Origin of the sequence: Curvibacter microcysteis (genome assembly GCF_028649455.1) — a bacterium.
Classification (GTDB): Bacteria; Pseudomonadota; Gammaproteobacteria; order Burkholderiales; family Burkholderiaceae_C; genus Curvibacter; species Curvibacter microcysteis.
Genome location: NZ_JAQSIO010000008.1, coordinates 112,257 through 131,434, shown reverse-complemented (window position 1 = coordinate 131,434; position 19,178 = coordinate 112,257). Strand labels below are relative to the sequence as shown.

The following is a 19,178-nucleotide window of genomic DNA, read 5'->3' as shown; positions in this document are numbered from 1 at the left end:
TGGCCTCAGCGCCGGCTCGCCGTGCCGCTCAAGCCCAGGTAAGCCGCCTGCACCGCCTCTGGACCATAACGGGCCTCCAGCCGCTTGACCACAAAGTGCCCGCGCGCCACCGACTGGAAATGCGCCATGAACAAGGTGTTGAGGGCCGCCCCCGCCACGGCGCCCAACACCGGCACCGACTGGGCCGCCACTTTTTCGGTGATCACCACCCCCAAACGGCTGGCCACCGCCTCGATGACCTTGGCCAGCCCCTGTGCCGCCACGGAACCGCCCCACTGCTGTGTCGCGGCCTGGCCCAGCGCCGCGCCAGCTTCGCGCACCAGCCAGGCCGTGGCCGTGCGCGCCGCGTAGTAGGCAGACTCGGTGGCGTCGTCGCTGGGCGAAGGGGAACCCAGGGCGAACACCGTCAGGCATTCGGTCTTGACAGCGGGGTCATTCAAATCGGCGCCTTCGCTGCGCGCCACATCGGCAATGGCGCGCAGGATCAACAAGGTGGACGCGGGCAGCTCCGCCAGCGTCGACACCGGCCCCAACCAGCCCCCCACCGCCCCCGACAGCCCCACCGCCACCTTGTGCCCCAGCTCCGACGCGGCTTGCAGCCGGGCCGGACCCGGCCGCCAACGCGAAAACCGCCCCGGAACGCTGGCCTGCGCCTCCGCCTGAGGCACGGGCGCCGCGCTGGACAGGGTGGCAAACGCGGCATGGACCGCCTTCTCCAGCGCCACGCGGGTGGCCTGCTGCAGACCTGCGCGTGCCGAATCGGGCAGGCGGGCCATGGCTTTCTCGAGGGGGGAACCCAGCAACTGGGTGATCTTCAGGGTCAGCGACGGGGCCTCCAGGCAGGCCACGGCCTGCTGGAGGCTGAGCAGGTCAGCGTCGGACCAAACAGGGGAAGGGGATGGCATGGGCTTCTCCGCCGGAGCGAGGGGTCCGGGGACAGCGCAGTGTGCCATGGTCGCCACGCCCCAGGCGAGGCGGGGAATCAGGATTTGTAGGCTTTGGACAGGCCGGTGCCTGGCCGGCCAAAAGACTGGCCGTAGGTGGCGCCAGGAGCGGCTTGCGGCAGCAAAGTGGCCACCGCGCGCTCGGTTTGGGCTTGCAGGCGCAAGAGGGTTTCGCGCAGCAAAGCCATCCGGGCGCTCACCGAGCGTAGGCGCTGGCTCAGGTCGGGTGTCAGCGAAGCGGCGGCAGGCAAAGGGCCGGCGGCCAAACGGGCTGTGGCGTCGCGCAAGGCCTGGGCGCCACGCTCAATCTGACCCGCGTCCTGGCTGCCCAAAGCCTGGGCAACCGCTTCCAGCTCGGCCTCGATGGACAAGAGCAAGTCACTGAAAGCGGACAACTGCATGGGCACGAAGGGAAAGGATCAATCTAAAAGTAAGCACATGCTTACTTGGAAAGCATTACTGCGTCTCACCACGCGACAGGATTTCCTGGGCGTTGGACAGGAGCTTGTCGGCGATGGCGCCGGCGTTCACTTTGTAAGTACCGTTGTCGATCGCCGACTTCACCGCGTTGACTTTGTCCATGTCCATGTCACCGTCGTTCGAACCCGAATCCAGCGACTTGGCCAGGTTGGACACCGACACCGACGAACCGGAACCCGAGCTGGTGTTGCTCGACTTTTTGACTGGGGGCGCCGCCGCTCCCTGCCCCGTGACTTGCGTCCCTGTTGTCGTCAGTGCAACAGGGATGTCTGGCGTTTGACCAATTTTCATCGTTCTCTCCAAGACCCCTATTGATGGAGTACCGTGCTTGTATCTTCGACAGCCGGGGGAGGAACTTTAGCCCAATTGCAAAAAAGGCGGAAAAAATCCAGGCTCAAATCTCGATCTGGACTGTGTTTTTATCCAGAACCAAGCCTGACATGATGCGGCCATTGTCCATGCGGACCCGCACCAACTGACCGATCACCCCGCCGCCCAAGGCCTGGCCATCGGCCGTCACTTGAAAGCCCGGCCCCTGGGCCACCACCCGAACCTGGGCCCCTGCGGCAAAGGCTTGCGGCGGCTTGACCATGGCATGGCGCAGGGCCTGGCCCGGCAACAAAGCCCGGGTGGCGATGGAGCCCACCCACTGGGCCGGGTCGCTGAGGATGGCGGCGTTTTCGGCTGCCCAGTCGACTTCGGCCTCCATGGCATCGTCCATCATCAAAGGCGCGCCCGAGGGCACACCGCCCTTGAGCACCCAAGCCGGGCCAAAAGCCTTGACCTGCACGGGCAAAAAGACATTCCAGCGCGTCACGCCTTCCAGGCAGCGCAAACCCAGGCGGGTTTTGCCCCACAGGCGCTGGCCGGGCGGCAAATAGGGTTCCACCCGGCTGCAAGGCGCCAGGCGCAAACGCTCGTCCAGCGTGCCCACCACCACCTCCATGCGCAAGGCCCCGTTTTGCAGCGCTGGGCTGCGCGCCAGTTCCTGGTCGATCCAGCGCTGGGTCAGTCGGGCCGCTTCGGGCCCGACGGACTCGGACGGTGCAGCAGCGGGGGCGACGCCCTGGGCGCCCACCAACGGGGCGGCCCATGCCAAAGCACCCGCCAGCAACCAAGCCAGTGGGCGCCAAGTGCTTTGAATGCCAAACGATTTCATGGTGAACCCCTGTTGCGATGGGCCCAAAGGCCCCATTGAGACGAGCGAACTGTAGGCCGCTGGGCCGCGCAGCATCCCGCGAACAACACGGATTTCCACGCCTTCATTGCCTTATTGGCTGGGCGGCGGATTTCCATAATCGACAGCAAGCCGGAGAACCGCCCCCACCTCACCCGAGACCACCGCCGAACAGAGAACCGCCATGCTCAACAAAATGATCCAACCCCTCGACTTCCAGGCCAAGGCATTGACGCTGCGGTCGGAGCGTCAGCGGACGATCGCGAGCAACATCGCCAACGCCGACACCCCCGGCTACGTGGCACGCGACTTCAAGTTCGCCGACGCCATGCGCGACGCGACCAGCGCCAACAACCTGACGCTCAAGCCCACCGCCCCGGGCACGGGCAGTGCGCTGGCGTCGACACCCAGCCAGCAAGGGGCGACGCAGGCCGGCCACATCCCGCTGCCCATGCTGTCCACGACCTCGCTGCAGCAGGGCTACACGGTGCAATCGCAACCGGCGATGGACAACAACACGGTGGACCTGGACCGCGAACGGGCCAATTTTGTCGATAACTCGGTGCGCTACGAAGCCACCCTGCGCTTCATCAATGGTTACTCCAAGACCATTCTGAGCGCCATCCAGGGCCAGTGAGCGGCTCTCCAGAAAGGCAAGGCAACCCATGTCGATGTTCTCCATCTTCAACGTCTCGGGCAGCGCCATCAGCGCGCAGTCCCAGCGCCTCAACGTGGTGGCCAGCAACATGGCCAACGCCGACGCCATGGCGGGCCCCGATGGCCAGACCTACAAGGCGCGCCAGGTGGTGTTCCAGACCGTGCCCATGGCCGACAACGGCACCACGGCGGGCGTCAAGGTCAGCGCCATCACCGAAAACAACCAGCCAGGCCGCAAGGATTTCGACCCCAACCACCCGATGGCCGACGCCGATGGCTTTGTCGCCCATTCCAACGTCAACCCAGTGGAGGAGATGGTCAACATGATCTCGGCTTCACGGGCCTACCAGAACAACGTCGAAGTGATGAACACCGCCAAGTCATTGCTTCTCAAGACCCTGCAAATGGGTTCTTGAACCCAGGCCAACCGCCCCTAGGAGCGCCCCATGTCCAGCATTTCCGTCGACGCCAGCGGCAACTACAGCTACAACACCAACAGCAGCACGGCCAGCACCGGCAGCAGCACCAGCGCCAGCGCCAATGGTCTGGAGCAAAGCAGCCCCGCCGACCAGCAAGACCGCTTTCTCAAGCTGCTGGTGGCGCAGATGACGCACCAAGACCCGATGAACCCGGTGGACAACGCGCAGATGACCTCGCAGATCGCGCAGATCAACACCGTCACCGGCATCCAGCAGCTCAACTCCACCATGCAGACCATGGCCAGCCAGTTCTCGTCCATGCAGCTGATGCAGGGCGGCTCCCTGATTGGGCGCGAGGTGCTCACCAGTGGCAACACCCTGGGCACCAGCACCGACGCGGCCGGTAAGGTCACCGCCACCGGCACCTTCGACCTGCCCAGCAATGCAGCCGACGTGCAGGTGCAGATCAGCACCGCCAGCGGCCAGTTGCTGGCCACCGTGCCCATGGGCACGCAAAGCGCTGGACGCCACGATGTCAGCTGGGACGCTTCTTCGTACAAGGGCAAGGAAGCGCTCAAGTACACGGTGGTGGCCAAGAACGGCAGCAGCAGCGTCACCCCCACCACTTACAGCCACGACAAGGTGAGCTCGGTGGGCAGCAACAACGGCGCACTCGCCATCACGCTCAAAAACGGCGGCACGGTGAGCTACGACAAGATCGTTTCGGTTTACTGAGCCCCCCAACCCTTCACCATCCAAGGAGCACAACATGGGTTTCCAAGCAGGCCTCTCCGGACTCAACGCCTCCGCCAAGGGGCTGGACGTCATCGGCAACAACATCGCCAACGCCAACACGTATGGCATGAAGGCATCGCGCGCCGAGTTCTCCGAACTCGTCTCTTCGGCCATCGGCGTGGCCGGTGGCGACAACTCGGGCATCGGGGTGTCGGTGGCGGCCGTGGCCCAGCAGTTCTCGCAAGGGACGCTGAACATCACCGGCAACAACCTGGACGTGGCCATCAACGGCAACGGCTTCTTCCAACTGCAAGAAGCTGACGGCTCGGCCGGCTACACCCGCGCGGGCAACTTCAAGCTCGACAAGACCGGCAACATCGTCACCAACAACGGCGCCAAGGTGCTGGGCTACCAAACCAGCCCCACCACTGGCAAGCCCTTGAGCACCAACCCCGTGCCGCTGACCCTGCCCACCTCGGGCTCGATCGCCGCCAAGGCCACCGGCGACGACATCACCACCTCGCCCACCACCTACGGCGCCACCGCCCAGTTCAACCTGCCCAACACGGCCACGGCCGGCTCGCCGCAAGACGCGACCGACCCCTTGCTGGCCCAGTACAGCACCACCTTCAACGCCTACGACTCGCTGGGCACGGCCATCCCCGTGACGGTGTACTTCCAGAAGGCCTCGGCCACCAACACCTGGAACGTCTACACCAAGACCGGCTCGGGCGCGATCAGCAGCGCCTCCACCGTGAGCTTTGACTCCAGCGGCGCCCTGACCACCACGCCCGCCACCAACGGCAAGATCAGCATCGCGGGCCCGACGCCGACCACCAACGGCGCCAACCCGGTGGCCTTCACCCTGGACCTCAAGGGCACGACCCAGTTCGCCTCGGCCTTCGCCACCAACAATGTGTCGCAAACCGGCTATGCCGACGGCAAGCTCACGGGCGTGAAGATTGGCGCAGATGGCACCTTGACGGCCAGCTACTCCAACGGCACCACCCAGTCCGCCGGCCAACTGGCCCTGGCCAGCTTCCGCAACAACCAAGGCCTGATGCAGGTCAATGGCGGCGACTGGAAGGAAACCTATGCCTCCGGCCCCCCGACCCAAGGCGCCCCGGGCAGCGGCAACTTTGGCAGCCTGCAGGCCGGCGCGTTGGAAGAGTCCAACGTCGACCTGACCCAAGAGCTGGTCAACATGATGACGGCACAGCGCTCCTACCAAGCCAACGCCCAAACCATCAAGACCGAAGACCAGATCATGAACACCCTGGTCAACCTGCGCTGATCGCGCAGCCTGACGCTTAGCCTGAGAACCCAGCTGGACACCCACCATGGACCGTTTGATCTACACCGCAATGACGGGCGCCAACGCCGCCACGCAATTGACCAGCGTGCTGTCGAACAACCTGGCCAATGCCTCCACCAATGGGTTCCGGGCCGAGATGACCGCTTACCGCTCGGTGCCTCTGCAAGGCCCGGGCGCCAGCACCCGCGTGTTCGCACTCGAAGCGACCACCGGCTACAAAAACGATGCGGGCCCCGCCCAACGCACCAACAACGCCATGGACGCCATGGCCCAGGGCAATGCCTGGTTTGCGGTGCAGGGCCTGGACGGCACCGAGGCCTACACCCGCAACGGCTCGCTGCAAGTCTCCTCGACAGGCACCCTGGTCAACGCGGGTGGCCTGCCGGTGCTGTCTGACGGCGGCGCGCCAATTGACGTGCCCCCGGGCTCGGAACTGTCGCTGGGCACCGACGGCACGGTGACCTCCAAGATGACCGGCCAGCCGCCCACCACCCTGGGCCGCCTGAAACTGGTCACGCCGACCAACGAAGACCCGCTGCGCCGAGGCACCGACGGCCTGTTCCGCGCGGCCTCGGGCAACCCGCTGAACAACGACGCCACCGCCAAGGTGCAGACCGGCGCACTGGAAGGCTCCAACGTCAACTCGGTCGAGGCCATGGTTGGCCTGATCCAGGCTGCGCGCCAGTTTGAAGGGCAGATGAAGATGCTCACCAGCGCCGAAGCCAATGACAAATCTGCCAGCCAGTTGCTGAACATTCAGGGCTGAGCCCAGAACGCCCACGGAGAACCGACATGATCAATTCGCTCTGGATTTCAAAGACCGGCATGGAAGCCCAGCAAACCCAGCTGGATGTCATTTCCAACAACCTGGCCAACGTCTCCACCAATGGCTTCAAGCGCGCCAACGCCGTGTTCGAAGACCTGATGTACCAAAACCTGCGCCAGGTCGGCTCCAACAGCACCGAGCAGTCGCAATTGCCCACCGGCCTGCAAGTGGGCCTGGGCGTGCGCACCGTGGCCACGGCGCGCTCCTTTGCGCAAGGCAGCATGCAGCAGTCGGGCAACTCGCTGGACGTGGCAGTCAAGGGCAATGGCTTCTTCCAGGTCACCATGCCCGACGGCACCATTGGCTACACCCGTGACGGCTCCTTCCAGCTCGACTCGCAGGGCCGCATGGTCACGTCCGCGGGCCTGCCCGTTGCCAACGGCGTGACCATCCCGGCCACGGCGCAAAGTGTGTCGATCAGCGCCGACGGCGTGGTCACCGCCACCATCCCCGGCAACACCACGCCCCAGCCCATGGGCACCATCGCGCTGGCCAACTTCGTCAACCCGGCCGGCCTGGAGCCCAAAGGCGGCAACCTGTACGCCGAAACCGCCGCCTCGGGCCAACCCGCCACCGGCACCCCTGGCTCCAACGGCCTGGGCACGCTGCAGCAAGGCTTTGTGGAAACCTCCAACGTCAACATCGTGCAGGAGTTGGTCAACATGATCCAGACCCAGCGCGCTTATGAAATGAACTCCAAGGCGGTGCAAACCTCGGACCAGATGCTGCAAAAGCTCAGCCAGATTTGAGGCCCGGGCCGCTGGCCCCGCCTGTCTGATCCGCTGGCATCGCCTGCCCGCCCGCCACCGACTTGCCCCGCGCCCCAGGAAGGGACCCGCCATGAACCGCTCCAACGCCCCCCAACGCACCGCCCTCCCGCATCGCCCCCGCTGGCTCTGGCTGGCCACCGGTGGCCTGGCCTTGCTGTGCAGCGCCTGCGAAACCCTGGCGCCGGCGCCCAAGGTGGACATGCCCCCCACCACACCGCCAGACCTGCCCCCCATTTCGTCCACCGCGCCCGCCGCCGGGGGCAGCCTGTTCCGCACCTCCACCTACCGCCCGGCCTTCGAAGACCGGCGCGCCCGCATGGTGGGCGACGTGGTGACCATCCAGATCGTGGAAAACGTCTCGGCCAGCACCAAGACCTCGACGGCAACCGACCGCACCACCTCGCTGAGCTCATCCATCACCGCCTTCCCCTTCCTGAACAGCACGCTGACCGACAAGGCCAAGCTGGGCGCGGGCACGGCCAACACCTTCTCGGGCAAGGGCGATGTGTCGGCGGTCAACACCTTCACCGGCTCCATCACGGCCACGGTCATCGAAGTGCTGCCCAACGGCCACCTGATGGTCACCGGCGAGAAGCAAATCGGCCTGAACCAGACCGTGGACGTGATGAAGTTCTCCGGCACCATCGACCCTCGCTCGCTGCAGCCCGGCTCCATCGTGGCCTCGACCCAAGTGGCCAACGTGCGCATCCAGTCGCGTGGCCGTGGCGGCGCCGACGAAGCCCAGACAATTGGCTGGTTGTCCCGATTCTTTTCGACCCTTAGCCCGTTTTGAAAGCTCGCAGAATGTGAAGCATGAACTCCGTGCCCACATTCTCGAACCTCAGGCGACTGGCCCAACAGGGGGGTCGCTGCCTCGTGGCCCTGACCCTGCTGGCCGTGGGCCTGACGAGTCTGCCGGCCCAGGCGATCCGCATCAAAGAAGTCGCCGCCGTGCAAGGCGTGCGCAGCAACTCCTTGACCGGTTACGGTCTGGTGGTCGGCCTGGACGGCACGGGCGACCAGACCACCCAGATGCCCTACACCACGCAGAGCTTGTCCAACTACATGCAGCAGTTGGGCATCACCTTGCCGCCGGGCTCGGCCCAGTTGCAGCTCAAGAACGTGGCTGCGGTGATCGTCACCGCCCAACTGCCTGCCTTCGCCCAACCCGGGCAGATGATCGACATCAACGTGTCCTCCATCGGCAACGCCAAATCGCTCAAGGGCGGCACCCTGGTGACCACGCCGCTGCGCGGTGTGGACGGTGAAATCTACGCCCTGGCCCAAGGCAACCTGGTGGTCGGCGGCGCGGGTGCCTCGTCGGGCGGCTCCAAGGTGCAGATCAACCACCTGAGCGCAGGCCGCATCCCCGGTGGCGCCCAGGTCGAACGCTCGGTGCCCACCCCGCTGCAAGAGGGCGACACCATCAACCTGGGTCTGAATGCCTCGGACTTCCAGACCGCCCGCCTGGTGGCTGGCGCGATCAACGCCAAGCTGGGCAAGGGCACGGCCATTGCACGCGCCCTGGACGGCCGCACGGTGCAAGTGCGCGCGCCCAACGATGCCGATGCCCGCGTCAACTTCATTGCCGACCTCGAAGAGCTGCCCATCGAAACCGTGGCCCCTGCCGCCAAGGTGGTGATCAACACCCGCACCGGCTCCATCGTGCTCAACCAGGCCGTGACCTTGGGGCCCTGCGCCATCGCCCACGGCAACCTGTCGATCTCGATCAGCTCCACCCCGGTGATCAGCCAACCCAATGCGCTGTCCGCCGGCCAGACCGTGGTGGCGCAAAAGTCGGACATCCAGATCAAGCAAGACCCCGGCATCCTGATGAACCTGCCCGCCTCGCCGCAACTGGCCGACGTGGTGCGGGCACTCAACGCCCTGGGCGCCACGCCGCAAGACCTGCTGGCCATTCTGCAAGCCATCAAGGCCGCCGGTGCCTTGAACGCGGAGTTGGAGGTGATCTGACATGGCCCTCACCCCGCTCAACAGCAACAACCAGCTGACCGCCGATGCGCGTTCGCTCAACGCGCTCAAGCTGCAAGCGGGCAACAAGGACCCGGCCGCCATCCAGGAAGCGGCCAAGCAGTTCGAGTCGCTGTTCATGCGCGAAATGCTCAAGAGCATGCGCGACGCGACCATGAAGTCCGGCATGCTGGACAGCGCCCAGGAGAACCTGGGCCACGACATGCTGGACCAGCAGTTCTCGGTGCAGATGTCGGGCAAACCGGGCGGTCTGTCCGACCTGATCGCCAAGCAGCTGTCACGCCAAATGGGCGTGGCCGACACCCCCGCCTTTGACACCCCCAGCACCTTGTCGCTGGGCAACCGCCTGCCCGCCAGCCCCAAGCTGCCGGCCCTGCCGCCGACCAGCGACGCCAGCAGCGCCAAGCCCCTGAAAACCACCGCCAGCCAAGCTGGCTTTGTGCAGCGGCTGGAGCAGGCTGCCGCCAAGGTCGAGCAGCAAAGCGGCATCCCCGCCAGCTACATGCTGGGCCAGGCCGGCCATGAAACCGGCTGGGGCAAGCACGAGATCAAGAACGCCAACGGCACGCCCTCGTTCAACCTGTTCGGCATCAAGGCCGGCCCCGGCTGGACCGGCAAGGTGGCCGAGGTGACCACCACCGAATACGTCAACGGCGAGCCCAAGAAGACCGTGGCCAAGTTCCGCGCCTACGACTCGTATGAGCAGTCCTTCCAGGACTACGCCAAGCTGATCAACCAGAACCCACGCTACGCCAACGCGCGCCAGCAAACCGGCTCGGTGGTCGCGTTTGCCAACGAACTGCAACGCGCCGGCTACGCCACCGACCCGGCCTACGCCAGCAAGCTCAGCCGCGCCATCAGCACCACGCAGCAACTGCAGCGCAATCAACCGTGGCGAGGTGTCGCATGAGCGGCCTGCTGAACCTGGGCGCGCGCGCGCTGATGTCCAACCAAGTGGCTTTGCAGGTCACGGGCAACAACATCTCCAACGTCAACACGGCGGGCTACTCGCGCCAGACCGCGGTGATGAGCGCCGTGCAGGGCGAGTTCACTGGCAGCGGCTACATCGGCAAAGGGGTCGAGGTCTCGACCGTGCAGCGCGTCTACGACCAGTTCCTGGCCAAGCAGGCCACGGCCACCGCCTCCATCAAGGCCCTGGACGTGACCCGGGCCGAGAAGGTGGCGCAGATGGAGAACATCTTCGTCGGCGGCACCAATGGCCTGGGCCAGGCCATCAACAACACCATCAACGCCTTCTCCGACGTGGCCAACGCGCCCAGTGACCTGACCGCGCGCACCGTGGCCATCACGCAGACCCAGGAAATGGCCTCGCGCTTCAAAAGTGCCAGCAACCAGCTCAGCGACTTGCAGCAAAACGCCAAGCTGCAACTCGGGGATGACGAAGTGGTCATCAACGCCATGGCCAAGCAACTGGCCACCTTGAACGCCCAGATTGCCTTTGCCTTGAGCTCGGGCCAGCCGCCCAACGACTTGCTGGACAAGCGTGACAACATGCTCAACCAGCTCAACCAGAAGGTGCAAACCACCACGGTGGCAGCGGACGACGGCTCGCTGAACGTGTTTCTGGCCAACCAACCACTGGTGCTGGGCGCCCAATCGGCCACCGTCAGCTTCAGCCAACCCAAGGGCTTCCCGGGCGACCAAAACACGCTCAAGCTGCAGATCACCCAGGCCGGTGGGCAGGTGACCGAAATCGACGAGAACAGCCTGACCGGTGGCGAAGTGGTGGGCTTGCTGAAGTTCCACAACACCGACCTGGCCGAAGCGCGCAACCTGCTGGGCCGCATGGCCTTGGCCGTGACCCATGAAATGAACACCCAGCACGTCTCTGGGGTGGACCTCAACGGCAACGCGGGCACCAACCTGTTCAACCCGATCGGCATCAGCGCCATTGCGGCCACCGGCAACTCGACGGCCACCATCAACGCCTTTGTGGCCAATGACAGCCAGCTGCAACTCTCGGACTACAAACTGACCTTTGGTGCCGCCGGCGTGATCAGCTCGGTGACCCGCCTGTCCGACAACACCGTGGTCACGCCCAGCCCGGCCACGGCCCTGCCCATCACGGTCGATGGCCTGACCATCCAGGCGGGTTCGGGCACCCCCGCCAACGGGGATACCTTCTTGCTGCGCCCCTACGACCAGGCCGCGCAACAGGTTCAGGTGGCGATTGCCTCGCCCTCCGCCCTGGCCGTGGCCAACCCGATACAGGCCACGCTCGGGACCCAGAACACCGGCACGATGACACTGGCCAGCCTGCAGTCCAACCCGGCCACCGCCACGGGTGGCCCCCCACTGGGCTACCTGGCCAGCGTCCAAACGGCCACGCCCATGGCCATCAAGTTCACCTCGAGCAACCAGTACCAGTTTGTCGACCCCAGCTCGGGCAGCGTCATCACCCCTGCGGGCCCCTTCACTTACACGCCGGGCCAACCCATTCCCGCCGTCGGTGATGTCCACAGCCAAGGCTGGACCATGACCCTGACCGGCACCCCCAAGGCGGGTGACTCCATCGTGGTGCAACGCCCCACCACCACCGCTGACCTGGCCACCCAGAAGAAGGACGGCGGCAACGCCAAGTCGCTGTACAACCTCAGCACCAAGGCAACCTACGACAAGACGCCGCTGTCTGACACCTACGCCGCCTTGATGGCCCAGATCGGGGTGCGCTCGCAAAGCGCCCAGTACGCGGCCGATGTGTCCACGTCGATTGCCAGCAATGCCGAGGCGGCCCGCACCTCGGTGTCGGGCGTGAACCTCGACGAAGAAGCCGCCCACCTGCTGCAGTACCAACAGGCCTACCAGGCCTCGGCCAAGATCGTGCAGACGGCGCAGAGCATCTTTGACACCTTGCTGCAGACCATGCGCTGAAGCGGCCCTGAAAGGTAGACACCATGTCCAATTTCTTCGCCCGGGTCGGCTCCTCCGATGCCTACGCCACCGCGATCAACAACATCAGCTCGCGCCAGGCCGGGCTGACCAAGCTGCAAAGCAACATGACCTCGGGCAAGCGCGTGCTCAAGCCCAGCGACGACCCGACCGCCGCCGCCCAGGCCGAGCGCGCTGTCACCCGCTCGGCCCAGGTCACCATCCAGCAGCGCGCTCTGTCGCTGCAAAAAGACAATATGGCGCACGCTGAAACCGTGCTCGGCCAGACCAGCGACGCGATCCAGTCCTTCCGCGAACTGGTGGTGCAGGCCGGCAACGGCGCCAACACCCCCAGCGACTTGGGCACCATCACCCAGCAGCTCAAGACCCTGCGCAACCAGATCCTGAGCTACGCCAACACCACCGACGCCAACGGCCAAGCCCTGTTCGGTGGCCTGGGCAGCAGCGTGGCGCCCTTCTCCGAAGCCACGGTCAGCAGCGGCGTGGTTTTCACCGGCATCCCGGGCCAGCAAACCGGCACCGACGTCACCATCCCCAACACCATCGATGGCCGTGCCGCCTTTGCCAGCCTCAACAGCAATGGCAACAGCGCCAATCCGGGCGTGGGCAGTGCCGGCGCCGGGACCTTTTATGTGGGCGCAGCCAGCGCCAACACCGGCACGGGCACGGCCAGCAACGTCACGGTCAGCGGCGCCTCGGGCCTGAGTGCCTCGGCAGGCCACGCCTACCAGCTCAAGTTCACCTCGGCCACCACCTATGACGTGACCGACCTGAACGACCCCACGGCCGCGCCGGTCTCGCTGACCCTGTCGGGCACCACCGCCTCCTTCGGCGGCGCCAGCAACAACGACCTGTCGATGACGGTCACCGGCACGCCAGCGGCAGGCGATGTGTTCGTCGCCAAGCCCAAGGCCACGATTTTTGATGTCATGGACAGCGCCATCAACGACATCAGCAAGGCCGCCAACAACGTCGCCCGCACGGCGGCCGTCACCACGGCGCTGAGCTCGCTGGACTACGCTTTTGTGTCGATCCAATCGGCGCGTGGCCTGGCCGGCGACTACCTGAACAACGCTGATGTGATCGACTCCAACCAGCAAAGCCGCGCCGTCCGTTTGGAAGGCGACCGATCGCGCGCCGAAGATCTGGATATGCTTCAGGGGATCTCGGACTTTCAGAATCAGAGCATTGGCTACCAAGCGGCTCTGAAGTCCTATGCGCAAATCCAGAGCATGAATCTGTTTGACTTCCTGAAGTAGCACCCCTCGCATGGTTCAATCGGTCTTGGGCAGCATCACCCTGGCGTACCGCCCTTTGTGGGGGCGCAGCCGCGACCTGGCGGGGGTCGAACTGCGTGTTGCCGCCGAGCCCGCCTGCTGGGTCGACGCGCCACACCTGCTGCGCACCCTGGGCGAGCTCTGGAACGCCGACTCCCCGCCCCTGCTGCTGAGCTGTGACAGCCCAGAGCTGCTGGCCGACTTGCTCGCGCATGCCGACGCCGAGGCGCCCCAGATCACCGTCCCAGGCGACTGGCTGGCCCTCCCCGAGTTGCGCCAACAGGTGCAAGACGCCCATCAGCGCGGCGCCCCCCTGGTCTGGCGTGGCCCGCTGCGCGCGCTGCCCACGCCCGATCCGCGCCGGCCCTTCCACCATGGTCTGCTCAGCCTGGATCCCGAAGACGCCGCCGAAGCCCTGCAAGCGGCGCTGCACCAAAAGCGCTTTCCCAACGCGCCCTCCGCTGCGTTCTTGCGCAGCCCCATCCAGCCCGCTCACAGCTACGAAAACCTGCCCAGCGCAGCCCTGGTCAGCCACTGCCTGGACCAAAAACACGCGCGCTCGGTACTGGGCTGGCCCGACGAGGACGTGCTCTACGCGCACCGGCTGCGCGAGCTGCCGCCCTCGCGCGCCGTGCTGGAGCGTTTGGTGCGGGCCATCACGCGCGACGAGTCGATGGACTCGCTGGAGGACATCCTCAGCGAGGAGCCCCTGCTCTGCTACCGCTTCCTGACCCTGGTCAACTCCGCCGCCTTCGGCCTGCGCACCGGCATCGAGTCGCTGCGCCACGGCCTGATGATGATGGGCTACACCCAGTTGGAGAAATGGATCGTCGGGCAGCTCCCCCACGCCAGCACCGACGCCGACCTGCAGCCCGTGCGCATGGCCATGGTGCTGCGGGCGCGCCTGATGGAGCACATCCTGGACGCGGGCGTCGAAGAAGACCTGCGCCGCGAGGTCTACCTGTGCGGCCTGTTCTCCCAGCTTGATGTGTTGCTCGGTGAACCTCTGGGCACGATCTTGCACCGCCTGCCCCTGTCCGACCGCATCTACGCGGCCAACGTGACCCAGTCCGGCCCCTATGTGGCCGCGCTGGACTTGGCGCGGGCCCTGGGCGAAGGGGACATGGCGGCCATCCGCTCGCTGCGCCAGGCGCACGAGTTTGACACCGAAGAACTCAACCGCGCCCTGCTGCACATGCTGTGCAGCCAGCGCATCCCGCCCAGCCCGCCGCCCTCGGCCTGACAGGCCTCAACGGCTGTCGCGCAGCACCTGGGCGAACACCTTCCAGAAGGCCGCATCCTGCGTGGTGGCGAAGTTGATGCGCATCAGGGTGCTGGGTTGGCGCCGCGCATGGAACAGCGCGCCCGGCGCCAGCAGGTAGCCCAGGTCCAGCATGCGCTGGGCCAGCACATCGGTGTCCACGCCCGTGTCGACCCAGCCAAACAGGCCCGCCGGCTCGGCCGCAAAGGTGCAGCCCGCCTGCTGGGCCAGCTTGACGCTGCGCACCCGTGCCGCCTCCAGCCGGATGCGCACCCGCTCGGCATGGCGGCGCAGCTGGCCTTGCTCGATGCACAGGGCCAGGGCTTTTTCCAGCAGCGAGGGCGTGGTCAGCGTGGCCAGCAGCTTGGTGTCCAGCAGCGACTCCACCAGGCGCGGCGGCGCGGCCAGGAAGCCGACGCGCCAGTTGGGCGCCAGGATCTTGGCAAAACCACTCACATAAATGCTGCGCTGCAGACCGTCCAGCACGGTCAGGCGGGTGGCGTGTTCGGGCGCGATGTGGCCGTAGGTGTCGTCTTCGACCACATAGAAATCATGCTTGGCGGCCAGTTGCAAGACCCGGTGCGCGCTGCCGGGTGTCAGGCAGTAGCCGGTGGGGTTGTGGAACACGCTGACGCTGACAAACAGCTTGGGCGCATGCACCTCGCAGTAGCGCTGCATGACCGCCAGGTCAGGCCCATCGGCGTGGCGCGGCACGGGCAGGATCTTCATGCCCAGGGCGTCGAGCCGCGCGAACTCAACCGACCAGCCGGGCTCTTCCACCATCACCGGGTCACCGGGCTTGAGCAGGGTGCGGCTGACGATGTCCAGCGCATGCGTGGCCCCCACGGTGGTGATGATCTGCTGGGGCACCGCCGTGATGTTGATGGCCGCCAGGCGCTGCGCCAGCACCCGGCGCAGTTCGGCGTCGCCCATCGGGTCGCCATAGCGCAGCGAACTGTCTTGCAGCGCCCGTGTACTGGTCACTTTGCGCACCGCCGCAGGCATGAAGGTGGTCTCCAGCCAGTCGGGCGGCAGCACACCCGAGCCCGGTTGCGGCTTGTTCGACGCCTGGTGGAACATGCCCCGGATCAGGGCTGCCGCGTTCACATGCGAGCCCGAGGGCAAGGGGCTTTCCCCCAGCACCGCCGCGGCGGCACTGCGCGGGGTGGCCTCGGGTGGGGCCGGGCTTTTGCTGCTCAGGTCGCGCACATAAAAGCCGCGCTGGCGCCGGGCCTCCACCAGGCCCTGGGCCAGCAGCTGGTCGTAAGCGGCCACCACGGTGTAGGCACTCACGCCTTGCTGGCGCGCGCATTCGCGCACCGAAGGCAGGCGCGAGCCGGGCGCCAGCAGGCGGGCGCGGATGCGCTCGGCAAAGCGCTCGGCCAGTTGTTCAGTGAGGGATTGGGTGGCGTGGCGGGTGAGCATGGGGCGGCTTTCAAAGCGCAGGCCTGGGGCCGCGCCAGGCCGCTGTGCGGCCAACTGTGCTGATCGGATTACCAATACAGATTTTCAAAACGTCAGGAAAACTGTATTGGTTCTGTGCTGGTTAAAAACTATAAAGTGACCGTCATGAATTGGCAAGAACTCTCCGCCCTGCTGATCCTGGCCACGGCCAGCAGCTTCACCCCTGGGCCCAACACCACGCTGTCCACAGCGCTGGCAGCCAACTTTGGCCTGCGCCGCGCGATGGGCTTTGTCTGCGCGGTGCCGGTGGGTTGGTCGCTGCTGCTGGCCTTTTGCTCGGCTGGGGCGGGGGCGCTGATCCTGGCCGCGCCGGTGTTGCGCTGGGGCATCTTGCTGGCCGGCATGGCCTACCTGCTGTGGCTGGCCGCGCGCCTGGCCAACAGCCGCCAACTGACCCAGGCCGACGCCTCGCGCCTGAACGTCACCTTTGGCAAGGGGGTGCTGCTGCAGTTCCTCAACATCAAGGCCTGGATGCTGGCCCTGTCCATCGTGGCCGCCTTTGTGGCGGGCCAGGCCGACCCGCTGCAGCGCTTTCTGATCATCCTGCCCGTGATGATTTTCTTTGCCTTCACCAGCAACCTGGCCTACGCCCTGGTGGGCTCGCTGCTGCGCCACTGGCTGGCCCAGGGCCAGCGCCTGCTGGTGTTCAACCGCACCATGGCCAGCGCCTTGGCCCTGACCGCCGTCTGGCTGCTGTGGAGTGCGCTGTGAGCCACCACACCACCACCGCCAACGATCTGCGCCGAGGCCTTTGGCTGGGCGCACTGGGCGTGGCCATTTTTGCCCTGACCCTGCCCATGACCCGATTGGCCGTGGGGCAACCCGACGCCCCGCTGATGTCGGGCCAGTTCCTGGCCATGGGGCGCGCCGTGGTGGCCGCCGGCCTGTCGGCGCTGTACCTGCTGGCCACCCGGGCGCGCTGGCCGCAGCGCGATCAGTGGTTGCCGCTGCTGCTGACCTCGCTGGGCGTGGTGTTTGGTTTTCCGCTGTTCACCTCGATCGCCATGCGCCATGTCGAGGCCATGCACGCCAGCGTGATCGTGGGCGTGCTGCCCCTGGCCACCGCCGCGGTCGGCGCCGTGCTGCACCGGCAGCGCCCGTCCTGGCAGTTCTGGGCCTGGGCTGGCGTCGGCAGCGCCCTGGTGGTGACGTTCGCGTTGACCCACGCGGGCGGCAGCGGCCTGGGACTGCAGGCGGCCGACGGCTTGCTGCTGCTGGCCATGGCCTGCGCCGCGGTGGGCTACGCCTACGGCGGGCGCCTGTCGCGCCAGATGCCGGCCGAACATGTGATCTGCTGGGCCCTGCTGATTGGACTGCCGCTGAGCGCACCGCTGGCCTGGGACAGCCGCCCCACCAGCACCATGCCCCTGTCCGCCTGGGGGGCTTTTGCCTACGTGGCCGTGGGCTCGATGTGGCTGGGCTTTTTTGCCTGGTACCGGGGCTTGGCCCTGGGGGGCACGGTGCGCGTGAGCCAGGTTCAGCTGCTGCAACCCTTCCTGTCCATGCTGTTTGCCGTGCCTTTGCTGGGCGAACAACTGGACCTGCCCACCGTTTTGTTTGCCTGCGCCGTGGTGGCCACGGTGTTTGCCGGGCGCAAAGCGCCGGTGGGCAGCCCCGCAAAGACGGACAATCCCAGTTTGACCTCCCTGAATTCGAAAGGAAACGCCTCATGAGCACCCCCAACTGGACGCTGGCTGAACGCGCCCACAAGATGAACCCGTCGGCCATCCGTGAGATCCTGAAGGTCACGGAAAAGCCCGGCATCATCAGCTTTGCCGGGGGGTTGCCGTCGCCCAAGACCTTCCCCATCGAGGCCTTTGCCGAAGCCAGCGCCAAGGTGCTGCGCGAAGACGGCGCCGCGGCGCTGCAATACGCGTCCAGCGAAGGCCTGCCGGTGCTGCGCGAGTTCATCGCCCAGCAACTGCCCTGGGACGTCAGCCCCGACCAGGTGCTGATCACCACCGGCAGCCAGCAAGGCCTGGACCTGGTGGCCAAGATCTTGATCGACCGCGGCAGCCGCATCCTGGTGGAGACCCCCACCTACCTGGGCGCCCTGCAGGCCTTCACGCCGATGGAACCCCGCGTGGCCAACATCGCCTGTGACGCCGAAGGCCCGGACCCCGCGGACCTGGCCCGCCAGGCTGCGGGTGACGGCAGCGCCGCCGACCGCGCCCGCTTTGTCTACCTGCTGCCCAACTTCCAGAACCCGACCGGCCGCACCATGAGCGACGCCCGCCGCCAGGCCCTGGCCGAGAGCGCCCTGGCCGCCGGCCTGCCGGTGATCGAGGACAACCCCTACGGCGACCTGTGGTTCGACGCCCCGCCCCCGGCCCCACTGGCCGCGCGCGCCCCGGACAACACCCTGTACCTGGGCTCCTTCTCCAAGGTGCTGGCCCCCGGCCTGCGCCTGGGCTACCTGGTGGCGCCGAAGTCGCTGTACCCCAAGCTGCTGCAGGCCAAGCAAGCGGCCGACCTGCACACCCCCACCTTCAACCAGCGCATGGTGGCCGAGGTGATCAAGGACGGCTTCCTGGACACCCACGTGCCCAAGATCCGCGCCCTCTACAAGGCCCAGTGCGAAGCCATGCTGGCCGCGCTGACACGCGAGTTCGCCGGCCTGGGCGTGGAATGGAACCGCCCGGTGGGTGGCATGTTCCTGTGGCTGCGCCTGCCCGCGGGCCTGGACAGCGTCAAGCTGCTGCCCCTGGCGGTGGAGAACAACGTGGCCTTCGTGCCCGGCGCGCCTTTCTATGCCGACGGCGGTGACCCGCGCACCCTGCGCCTGTCCTTTGTGACGGCCAGCGTGGAGCAGATCAACATCGGCGTGGCCGCCCTGGCCAAGACCCTGCGCCAAGCCCTGGCCTGAGTCCCCTGCGGCCCCCAGGCCGCCCGGCCGTACCCGCCCCACACCGGGCGGGTGCAGTCCCCCTGTCCCCTGAGATTGCGTGAAT

Annotated in this window: 20 protein-coding genes; 15 read left to right on the top strand and 5 right to left on the bottom strand. The window is 66.4% G+C overall.

The window, feature by feature from the left end:
* Positions 1-5 precede the first annotated feature (5 nt).
* The 4 genes from PSQ39_RS18130 to flgA form a co-directional block, all read right to left on the bottom strand.
* On the bottom strand, positions 6-905 hold the full coding sequence (locus tag PSQ39_RS18130; protein ID WP_273928428.1) for an EcsC family protein: 900 nt from the start codon (positions 903-905) through the stop codon (positions 6-8).
* A 77-nt stretch (positions 906-982) separates the two neighbouring features.
* Positions 983-1,345: a hypothetical protein gene (locus PSQ39_RS18125; protein WP_273928426.1), complete on the bottom strand. Its 363-nt coding sequence runs from the start codon at positions 1,343-1,345 to the stop codon at positions 983-985.
* 55 nt (positions 1,346-1,400) lie between these two features.
* Positions 1,401-1,715: a flagellar biosynthesis anti-sigma factor FlgM gene (flgM, locus tag PSQ39_RS18120; protein WP_273928425.1), complete on the bottom strand. Its 315-nt coding sequence runs from the start codon at positions 1,713-1,715 to the stop codon at positions 1,401-1,403.
* 103 nt (positions 1,716-1,818) lie between these two features.
* On the bottom strand, positions 1,819-2,583 hold the full coding sequence (flgA, locus tag PSQ39_RS18115) for a flagellar basal body P-ring formation chaperone FlgA (RefSeq protein ID WP_273928423.1): 765 nt from the start codon (positions 2,581-2,583) through the stop codon (positions 1,819-1,821).
* A gap of 202 nt (positions 2,584-2,785) precedes the next feature.
* Between flgA and flgB the strand changes: the two genes are divergently transcribed.
* The 12 genes from flgB (at position 2,786) to PSQ39_RS18055 (ending at position 14,745) form a co-directional block, all read left to right on the top strand.
* Positions 2,786-3,238, top strand: a complete 453-nt coding sequence (gene flgB, locus PSQ39_RS18110) for a flagellar basal body rod protein FlgB (RefSeq protein ID WP_273928421.1) — start codon at positions 2,786-2,788, stop codon at positions 3,236-3,238.
* A gap of 28 nt (positions 3,239-3,266) precedes the next feature.
* Positions 3,267-3,674 carry a flagellar basal body rod protein FlgC gene (flgC, locus tag PSQ39_RS18105; protein WP_273928419.1) on the top strand — a complete coding sequence of 136 codons (408 nt, stop codon included), beginning with the start codon at positions 3,267-3,269 and terminating at the stop codon, positions 3,672-3,674.
* 30 nt (positions 3,675-3,704) lie between these two features.
* Complete coding sequence (locus tag PSQ39_RS18100; protein ID WP_273928417.1) at positions 3,705-4,412, top strand: flagellar hook assembly protein FlgD; 708 nt, start codon at positions 3,705-3,707, stop codon at positions 4,410-4,412.
* A gap of 34 nt (positions 4,413-4,446) precedes the next feature.
* Positions 4,447-5,706: a flagellar hook protein FlgE gene (flgE, locus tag PSQ39_RS18095; RefSeq protein ID WP_273928415.1), complete on the top strand. Its 1,260-nt coding sequence runs from the start codon at positions 4,447-4,449 to the stop codon at positions 5,704-5,706.
* A 46-nt stretch (positions 5,707-5,752) separates the two neighbouring features.
* Entirely contained in the window at positions 5,753-6,493 is a 741-nt protein-coding gene (locus tag PSQ39_RS18090) for a flagellar basal body rod protein FlgF (protein WP_273928414.1), read from the top strand.
* Positions 6,494-6,519: 26 nt separating this feature from the next.
* A complete protein-coding gene (gene flgG / locus PSQ39_RS18085; RefSeq protein WP_273928412.1) occupies positions 6,520-7,302 on the top strand; it encodes a flagellar basal-body rod protein FlgG in 783 nt (260 codons plus the stop codon).
* A 91-nt stretch (positions 7,303-7,393) separates the two neighbouring features.
* The gene (locus PSQ39_RS18080; RefSeq protein WP_273928410.1) at positions 7,394-8,116 is read left to right on the top strand and encodes a flagellar basal body L-ring protein FlgH; all 723 of its coding nucleotides are present in this window, start codon (positions 7,394-7,396) and stop codon (positions 8,114-8,116) included.
* A gap of 20 nt (positions 8,117-8,136) precedes the next feature.
* On the top strand, positions 8,137-9,297 hold the full coding sequence (locus PSQ39_RS18075; protein WP_273928408.1) for a flagellar basal body P-ring protein FlgI: 1,161 nt from the start codon (positions 8,137-8,139) through the stop codon (positions 9,295-9,297).
* A 1-nt stretch (position 9,298) separates the two neighbouring features.
* Entirely contained in the window at positions 9,299-10,225 is a 927-nt protein-coding gene (gene flgJ, locus PSQ39_RS18070; RefSeq protein ID WP_273928406.1) for a flagellar assembly peptidoglycan hydrolase FlgJ, read from the top strand.
* Positions 10,222-12,207, top strand: a complete 1,986-nt coding sequence (flgK, locus tag PSQ39_RS18065) for a flagellar hook-associated protein FlgK (protein WP_273928404.1) — start codon at positions 10,222-10,224, stop codon at positions 12,205-12,207. The genes flgJ and flgK overlap by 4 nt, the downstream gene beginning before the upstream one ends.
* 23 nt (positions 12,208-12,230) lie before the next feature.
* On the top strand, positions 12,231-13,484 hold the full coding sequence (flgL, locus tag PSQ39_RS18060; protein WP_273928402.1) for a flagellar hook-associated protein FlgL: 1,254 nt from the start codon (positions 12,231-12,233) through the stop codon (positions 13,482-13,484).
* Positions 13,485-13,494: 10 nt separating this feature from the next.
* The gene (locus PSQ39_RS18055; RefSeq protein ID WP_273928401.1) at positions 13,495-14,745 is read left to right on the top strand and encodes an HDOD domain-containing protein; all 1,251 of its coding nucleotides are present in this window, start codon (positions 13,495-13,497) and stop codon (positions 14,743-14,745) included.
* 6 nt (positions 14,746-14,751) lie between these two features.
* Here PSQ39_RS18055 and PSQ39_RS18050 read toward each other — a convergent pair whose 3' ends face one another.
* Positions 14,752-16,188 carry an aminotransferase-like domain-containing protein gene (locus PSQ39_RS18050; protein WP_273928399.1) on the bottom strand — a complete coding sequence of 479 codons (1,437 nt, stop codon included), beginning with the start codon at positions 16,186-16,188 and terminating at the stop codon, positions 14,752-14,754.
* Positions 16,189-16,332: 144 nt separating this feature from the next.
* On the opposite strand from PSQ39_RS18050, the gene PSQ39_RS18045 reads away from it, so the two are divergent.
* Genes PSQ39_RS18045 through PSQ39_RS18035 form a run of 3 tightly spaced genes read left to right on the top strand, consistent with a single transcriptional unit; the run spans position 16,333 to position 19,093 of the window.
* A complete protein-coding gene (locus PSQ39_RS18045) occupies positions 16,333-16,938 on the top strand; it encodes a LysE family translocator (RefSeq protein ID WP_273928397.1) in 606 nt (201 codons plus the stop codon).
* Positions 16,935-17,900, top strand: coding sequence for a DMT family transporter (locus PSQ39_RS18040; RefSeq protein WP_273928395.1), 966 nt, complete (start codon positions 16,935-16,937; stop codon positions 17,898-17,900). The genes PSQ39_RS18045 and PSQ39_RS18040 overlap by 4 nt, the downstream gene beginning before the upstream one ends.
* Positions 17,897-19,093: an aminotransferase-like domain-containing protein gene (locus PSQ39_RS18035; RefSeq protein ID WP_273928394.1), complete on the top strand. Its 1,197-nt coding sequence runs from the start codon at positions 17,897-17,899 to the stop codon at positions 19,091-19,093. The genes PSQ39_RS18040 and PSQ39_RS18035 overlap by 4 nt, the downstream gene beginning before the upstream one ends.
* Positions 19,094-19,178 lie beyond the last annotated feature (85 nt).

Coding starts and splice junctions, on each gene's coding strand:
- flgG (WP_273928412.1), top strand. CDS start 6,520: ATGATCAATTCGCTCTGGATTTCAAAGACCGGCATGGAAGCCCAGCAA.
- flgE (WP_273928415.1), top strand. CDS start 4,447: ATGGGTTTCCAAGCAGGCCTCTCCGGACTCAACGCCTCCGCCAAGGGG.
- flgK (WP_273928404.1), top strand. CDS start 10,222: ATGAGCGGCCTGCTGAACCTGGGCGCGCGCGCGCTGATGTCCAACCAA.
- flgJ (WP_273928406.1), top strand. CDS start 9,299: ATGGCCCTCACCCCGCTCAACAGCAACAACCAGCTGACCGCCGATGCG.
- PSQ39_RS18075 (WP_273928408.1), top strand. CDS start 8,137: ATGAACTCCGTGCCCACATTCTCGAACCTCAGGCGACTGGCCCAACAG.
- flgB (WP_273928421.1), top strand. CDS start 2,786: ATGCTCAACAAAATGATCCAACCCCTCGACTTCCAGGCCAAGGCATTG.
- PSQ39_RS18100 (WP_273928417.1), top strand. CDS start 3,705: ATGTCCAGCATTTCCGTCGACGCCAGCGGCAACTACAGCTACAACACC.
- flgC (WP_273928419.1), top strand. CDS start 3,267: ATGTCGATGTTCTCCATCTTCAACGTCTCGGGCAGCGCCATCAGCGCG.
- flgM (WP_273928425.1), bottom strand. CDS start 1,715: ATGAAAATTGGTCAAACGCCAGACATCCCTGTTGCACTGACGACAACA.
- PSQ39_RS18130 (WP_273928428.1), bottom strand. CDS start 905: ATGCCATCCCCTTCCCCTGTTTGGTCCGACGCTGACCTGCTCAGCCTC.
- PSQ39_RS18080 (WP_273928410.1), top strand. CDS start 7,394: ATGAACCGCTCCAACGCCCCCCAACGCACCGCCCTCCCGCATCGCCCC.
- flgL (WP_273928402.1), top strand. CDS start 12,231: ATGTCCAATTTCTTCGCCCGGGTCGGCTCCTCCGATGCCTACGCCACC.
- PSQ39_RS18050 (WP_273928399.1), bottom strand. CDS start 16,188: ATGCTCACCCGCCACGCCACCCAATCCCTCACTGAACAACTGGCCGAG.
- PSQ39_RS18055 (WP_273928401.1), top strand. CDS start 13,495: ATGGTTCAATCGGTCTTGGGCAGCATCACCCTGGCGTACCGCCCTTTG.
- PSQ39_RS18125 (WP_273928426.1), bottom strand. CDS start 1,345: ATGCAGTTGTCCGCTTTCAGTGACTTGCTCTTGTCCATCGAGGCCGAG.
- PSQ39_RS18090 (WP_273928414.1), top strand. CDS start 5,753: ATGGACCGTTTGATCTACACCGCAATGACGGGCGCCAACGCCGCCACG.
- PSQ39_RS18045 (WP_273928397.1), top strand. CDS start 16,333: ATGAATTGGCAAGAACTCTCCGCCCTGCTGATCCTGGCCACGGCCAGC.
- flgA (WP_273928423.1), bottom strand. CDS start 2,583: ATGAAATCGTTTGGCATTCAAAGCACTTGGCGCCCACTGGCTTGGTTG.
- PSQ39_RS18035 (WP_273928394.1), top strand. CDS start 17,897: ATGAGCACCCCCAACTGGACGCTGGCTGAACGCGCCCACAAGATGAAC.